The 5,124-nt window shown below is 69.8% G+C and carries 7 protein-coding genes and 1 pseudogene; 2 read left to right on the forward strand and 6 right to left on the reverse strand.

The features are described from left to right. The 3 genes from VF536_RS21110 to VF536_RS21120 all read right to left on the reverse strand — a co-directional run. On the reverse strand, positions 1–610 hold a 610-nt coding region (locus VF536_RS21110; RefSeq protein WP_331616846.1), incomplete at its 3' end, for an anti-sigma factor. Positions 611–620: 10 nt separating this feature from the next. Further along, positions 621–1,154, reverse strand: coding sequence for an RNA polymerase sigma factor (locus VF536_RS21115; protein ID WP_331616847.1), 534 nt, complete (start codon positions 1,152–1,154; stop codon positions 621–623). Between the two features lie 29 nt (positions 1,155–1,183). Continuing rightward, positions 1,184–1,561, reverse strand: a complete 378-nt coding sequence (locus VF536_RS21120; protein ID WP_414710425.1) for a hypothetical protein — start codon at positions 1,559–1,561, stop codon at positions 1,184–1,186. Positions 1,562–1,750: 189 nt separating this feature from the next. Between VF536_RS21120 and VF536_RS21125 the strand changes: the two genes are divergently transcribed. After that, positions 1,751–2,260, forward strand: coding sequence for a cupin domain-containing protein (locus tag VF536_RS21125; protein ID WP_331616848.1), 510 nt, complete (start codon positions 1,751–1,753; stop codon positions 2,258–2,260). A gap of 15 nt (positions 2,261–2,275) precedes the next feature. On the opposite strand, the gene ruvC is transcribed toward VF536_RS21125, so the two are convergent. Genes ruvC through VF536_RS21140 form a run of 3 tightly spaced genes read right to left on the reverse strand, consistent with a single transcriptional unit; the run spans position 2,276 to position 4,450 of the window. Next, positions 2,276–2,824, reverse strand: a complete 549-nt coding sequence (gene ruvC, locus VF536_RS21130) for a crossover junction endodeoxyribonuclease RuvC (protein WP_331616849.1) — start codon at positions 2,822–2,824, stop codon at positions 2,276–2,278. Between the two features lie 13 nt (positions 2,825–2,837). Next, positions 2,838–3,824: a phosphatidate cytidylyltransferase gene (locus tag VF536_RS21135; protein ID WP_331616850.1), complete on the reverse strand. Its 987-nt coding sequence runs from the start codon at positions 3,822–3,824 to the stop codon at positions 2,838–2,840. Continuing rightward, a complete protein-coding gene (locus VF536_RS21140) occupies positions 3,821–4,450 on the reverse strand; it encodes a lysophospholipid acyltransferase family protein (RefSeq protein WP_331616852.1) in 630 nt (209 codons plus the stop codon). Before VF536_RS21140 ends, VF536_RS21135 begins: the two co-directional genes overlap by 4 nt. Before the next feature lie 150 nt (positions 4,451–4,600). Here VF536_RS21140 and VF536_RS21145 point away from each other — a divergent pair. Beyond that, positions 4,601–5,124, forward strand: a pseudogene (locus tag VF536_RS21145) (hypothetical protein); the annotation flags it as partial.

The following is a 5,124-nucleotide window of genomic DNA, read 5'->3' on the forward strand; positions in this document are numbered from 1 at the left end:
CGTCGTCGCCCGCCGGCAGCAACCGGCCGCCGACCAGCTTCCAGCCGTAGTCGCGCAGCACCGGCGCATACAGCGGCTGGCCGAGCCGCTTGCTCAGCCACTGCATCAGGTGATCGGCCTGGTCGGCGCCGACTTCGACCGGGTGGCGCTTCTCGGGCTGGTAGACGGCGTGCGCGATGGCGGCGTCGCGGACGTACTCGGGGATGGAGGGGTCGCGGCCGGCGGCGCGCGAGGCTGCCGCGGCGGCGGCCATCTCGGCGGCTTCCTTCTTGCCGTACCACCACGCATGACCGCCCCAGCCGCCGGCGACGCCGGCACCCAGGCCGACGGCCAGCAGCAGCGCAGCGGCCCAGGCGCGCGGCCAGCGCGAGGCATTCGCGGCGGGCGGCCGCAGCGCGGCGGTCAGCGACGGGGGCACCGGCTCGTCCAGCCAGTCGCGATGCAAGGCCTGCAGCGACTCGCGCTGCTCGCGCCAGCCCAGCACCTGCTGAGCGGCGCGCGGATGGCTCAGCAGCCAGTCCGCGACCTGCGCGGCGCGTTCGGGCGTCAGTTGTCCGTCCACATAGGCGTGGAGCGTGGTGTCGTCGATCTCGATGTCTTCTGGCGTCATGGTGCGGCGCTCATTTCACCACCCGCAGCGGCGTGCGGCCCGGCGCGGCGCCGTCCATCGACAGCCGCAGCCGTTCGCGGGCGCGGGACAGCCGCGACATCACCGTGCCCACCGGCACGTCCAGCACGCGGGCGGCGTCCTGGTAGCTGAGTTCCTCGACGCAGACCAGCAGCAGGATCTCGCGCGAGGCGGCCGGCAGCGCGGCCAGCGCCCGTTCGAGATCGAGCCGCAAGGCGACGCGCTGCTGCGGCTCCTCGATCGCCGGCTGTGGCGCGTCGTCCTCGTCCAGCGAGTCGTGCAGCGCCTCGCGGGCGTCGCGCCGCTGGTTCAGGTAGAGCCGGTGCATCAGCGTCAGCAGCCAGTTGCGCAGGGCATCCTGGCGCGTCGGTCCCGGCTCCGCATGGAACAGCGCGCCCTTGCGGGCGGCGCGTTCCAGCGTGTCCTGCAACAGGTCGTCCGCCCGGGCATGGTCGCCGCACAGCAGCCGCGCATGGCGGCGCAGACGGGGAAGCAGCGGCAGCGCTTCGTCGAGGACCAGGGGCATGGGCGGACCGATCTGCGGGAGCTCAGCTTTTAAGGCTTGGCCGCATGCCAGACCTGATTGATGCCGTCGCCCGTCTTGTCGCCCGGCTTGGCGTCCTTGGCCCAGAAGTACAGCGGCTTGCCCTTGTAGGCCCACTGCTTGGCGCCGTCGTCGCGGGTGATGACGGACCAGTCGCCGGAGGCCTTGTCCTCGGCGCGGGCCATCAGCGGCGGCCAGTTGGTGGCGCAGCCGCCGTTGCACACGCTCTTGCCATTGCCGGCGGTGTCCTTGTCGAAGGTGTAGAGCGTCATGTCGTTGGGGCCGACCAGCGCGCCGTCCTTGGCGGTCGCGGGGGCCGTCTGCGCGGCGGCCAGGCCGGCGGCGGCCATCAGGATGGCGGCGGCGGTGAGCTTCAGGGTGATCTTCATGCAGGGTCTCCTGGTGGATGGGTACTGCAGAAACACGGCAGAGGGGCAGCTTATTCCAATCGCGAGACATTCCTTTGCAACCGCAGGTGCGACAGAGGCGCGCAACAGCGGGGGCAACCGTGGGATTTGCTCGATGACGATCCGGGTACTAGCCTGCGGGTTCCGACCTCGCTGCCAGGAGACCCCAGCATGACCGACCGCGCCCAGGCGCTTGCCGCCGAGCTGATCCGCAACTTCCATGAGGCCGAGCTGACCTCGTTCAAGCGCGAGCCGCTGTACGAATCGCGCTTCGCGCGCCTGGCGCGCGGGACCGCCGCGCGCAAGCTCGGCGCGTCCTACGACATCGTCGAGCCCGGCAAGACCACCTGCCCGTACCACTTGCACTACGCGCAGGAGGAGATGTTCATCGTCCTCGAAGGCACCGGCACGCTGCGCGTCGCCGGCGAGCGCCTGCCGATCAAGGCCGGCGACGTGATCTTCATCCCCGCCGGGCCCGAGTACCCGCATCACATCATCAACACCTCGGACGCACCGCTGAAGTACCTGTCCGTCAGCACGATGGAACAGCCGGAGATCTGCGTCTATCCGGACTCGAACAAGTTCATGGCCGAGCACGGTCCCGACAAGTCGACCCGCCCGTTCGAGGCCATCCGCAAGGTGGGCGAGGGCGACCTCGACTACTGGCAGGACGAGCCCTGAACGGCTCCGCGCGGCTCAGTACGTCCGTGAGCCCTTGAACTGCGCGTGCTGGCGCCGCTGCAGCGTCGTCTGCTTGCCCATCGCCTCGAAGGAGACGCGCGCATGCGCGTCCATGATCGCGATGCCCAGCGCGTCGGCCGCGTCCTTGCCCGGCTCGCCGGGCAGCTTCAGCAGCCGCGCCACCATCGCCTGCACCTGCGACTTCGCGGCGCCGCCGTGCCCGGTGATGGCCTTCTTCATCTGCACCGCGGTGTACTCCGACACGTGCAGGTCGCAGGACACCAGCGCCGTCAGCGCCGCGCCGCGCGCCTGGCCCAGCAGCAGCGTCGACTGCGGGTTCACGTTGACGAAGATGATCTCCACCGCCGCGCAGGTCGGCTGGTAGCGCGACACCACCTCGCGGATGCCGTCGTAGAGGATCTTCAGCCGGCCCGGCAGATCACCGGTCGGCAGCGCGTTGGTCTTGATCGTGCCGCTGGCGACATACGCCAGCCGCGGCCCGTCCGCGTCGATGACGCCGAAGCCGGTCGTCTGCAGGCCGGGGTCGATGCCGAGGATGCGCATGCCGTCGCCTCCTTCAGGTGCCGGCGCGGAAATACCACCGCACCGAATGGAAGAACACCGGCGCCGCGAAACACATCACCGCGATGCGGTCCAGCAACCCGACCGCGCCGGTGATCGCGCTGCGGTTGCCCCAGGCGTTGATGCCGGCGTCGCGCTTGAGCGCCTGCATCACGAACACGCCGAAGCTGCCGCAGCCCGCCGCGACGAACGCGGCGATCGCCGCCTGGCCGGCCTTGAACGGCGTGATCCAGTACAGCAGCGCGCCCGCCAGCGCCGCCGCGAAGGCGCCTATCCACCAGGCCTTCATCGTGAACGAGCGGCTGATGCGGCGCGCCACCGGCTTGGCGCGGAAGCGGCTGGTCGCCACCGCCTGCGCGACCTGTCCGCAGGCCACCACCGCCACCAGGAAGAACAGCAGGAAGGCGCCGCGTCCCTCGTACTTCGGGAACTCCAGCAGCAGCAGCGCCGGCGCGTGCGACAGGCCGTAGACGCAGACCATGATGCCCCACTGGATCTTCGAGTTGCGCTCGAGGAAACGTCCCGGATCATCCGCCAGCGCGCTGGCCACGGGGATCGCCAGGAAACCGTAGACCGGGATCAGCACCGAGAACAGGTCGAAGTGGCGCGTCCCCACCAGCACGTACTGCAGCGGCAGGATCACGAAGAAGGCCATGATCAGCCCGCGATGGTCGGCGCGGCGGGTGTGCAGCAGCGTGATGAACTCGCGGAAGGCCAGGAAGGAGAACACCGCGAACAGCAGCGTCGCGCCGACCGGCCCCGAGACCCACGCGGCCCAGAACAGGCAGGCGCCGACCCACACCATGTTGAGCTCGTGCCGGAAACGCGACCAGCGCGCCTGCCAGGCTTCCTGCTCGTCCTCGGGACGCTCGCGCAGCGACCACAGCACCGAGACGATGCTCACCAGCAGCAGCGCGCCGAACAGCACGACGAACAGGAAGGCGACCTGCTCGCCGCTGTTCAGGGATTTGAGCCACCTCATTCCTTCCACCCTCCCGGACGCAGCGCCATCACCGCGGCGCGTGCGCGTTCGAGGAAGGCGCGCTTGTCCTCGCCGGGCTCGATCCGGATCGGCGCGCCGAAGGTGACCGTGCACAGGATGGGCACCGGCACGACCTCGCCCTTGGGCATGACGCGCTGGACGTTGTCGATCCAGGTGGGGATGAGCTGCACGTCGGGGAACTGTTCGGACAGGTGGTAGAGACCGGCCTTGAAGGCCTGCGGCGTGCCCTTGCTGGAGCGCGTGCCCTCCGGGAAGATGACCAGGGAATCGCCGCCCTGCAGCGTGTCGACCAGCGGCTCGAGCGGATCCTCGTCGGGCGTGGCGCGGGTGCGGCTGACGTAGACCGCGTTGAACACGGCGGTCGTGATCCAGGTCTTGAGCGCGGAACTCGTCCAGTAGTCGCGCGCGGCGATCGGGCGGGTCCGCGCACGCAGTTCGCCGGGCAGCGAGGCCCAGATCAGCACCCAGTCGAAGTGGCTCTGATGGTTGGCGAAGTAGATGCGTTGTTCGGACGTCGGGGGACAGCCTTTCCAGTGTCCCTGCGCGCCGGTGATCAGGCGCGCCAGTGAGGACAGGAACAGGCCGGTGATTTCGGCAAGGACCATGGCGTGGATTATCCAGGACCCACGGTGATGGGTAGGACATCACGCAAACGAGTCACTCTGGCTTTCATTTTGGCGTTGATGAGCCATCGCGTTCGCAGGGGTGCTGACGAGAGACTGTCGTCATTCCTTTCCTCACCAATACCGACCACGATGAACACCCAGACCTCCGATCAAATCAAGGCGCGCACGGCCGCCGTGCCTGCCCGCCACCTCGATGCGCCGCCGCCCGGCAAGCGCGGGCCGCATGTTCTGCCTTCCGACGAAGACGTGGTCGCGACGGTGGTCGATGACGACAAGGGCGGCGCGTTGCCCCCGGCGGCGGAAGCTGCCACGACGTCCTCCGCATCACTGCCCGAGCTCAGCGTCGACGGCAACGACAGCGGCCCGGCGGCGGGCGCGGAGACGGCCGGCGCGAAGGCCGACGAACCGTCCTGCCGGCAGGTCTACAGCGACGGCAAGGAAGAAGACTGCAACCAGTCTGCCGTGTGGCCCTGGATGATCGCCGGCGCCGGCCTCCTGCTGGCCGGGGCGACAGGCGCGAGCGGCCGGAACAGCGACAGCCACGTCGGGACCGCCGCGGCACCGACGCCGGCACCGACTCCGCCGCCCGCGCCAGCCCCAGCGCCCGAACCGGCTCCTGCTCCCGGGCCTGCACCTGCACCTGCACCTGCACC

The sequence above is a fragment of the Roseateles sp. genome, assembly GCF_036486225.1.
Taxonomy (GTDB): Bacteria; Pseudomonadota; Gammaproteobacteria; order Burkholderiales; family Burkholderiaceae_C; genus Roseateles.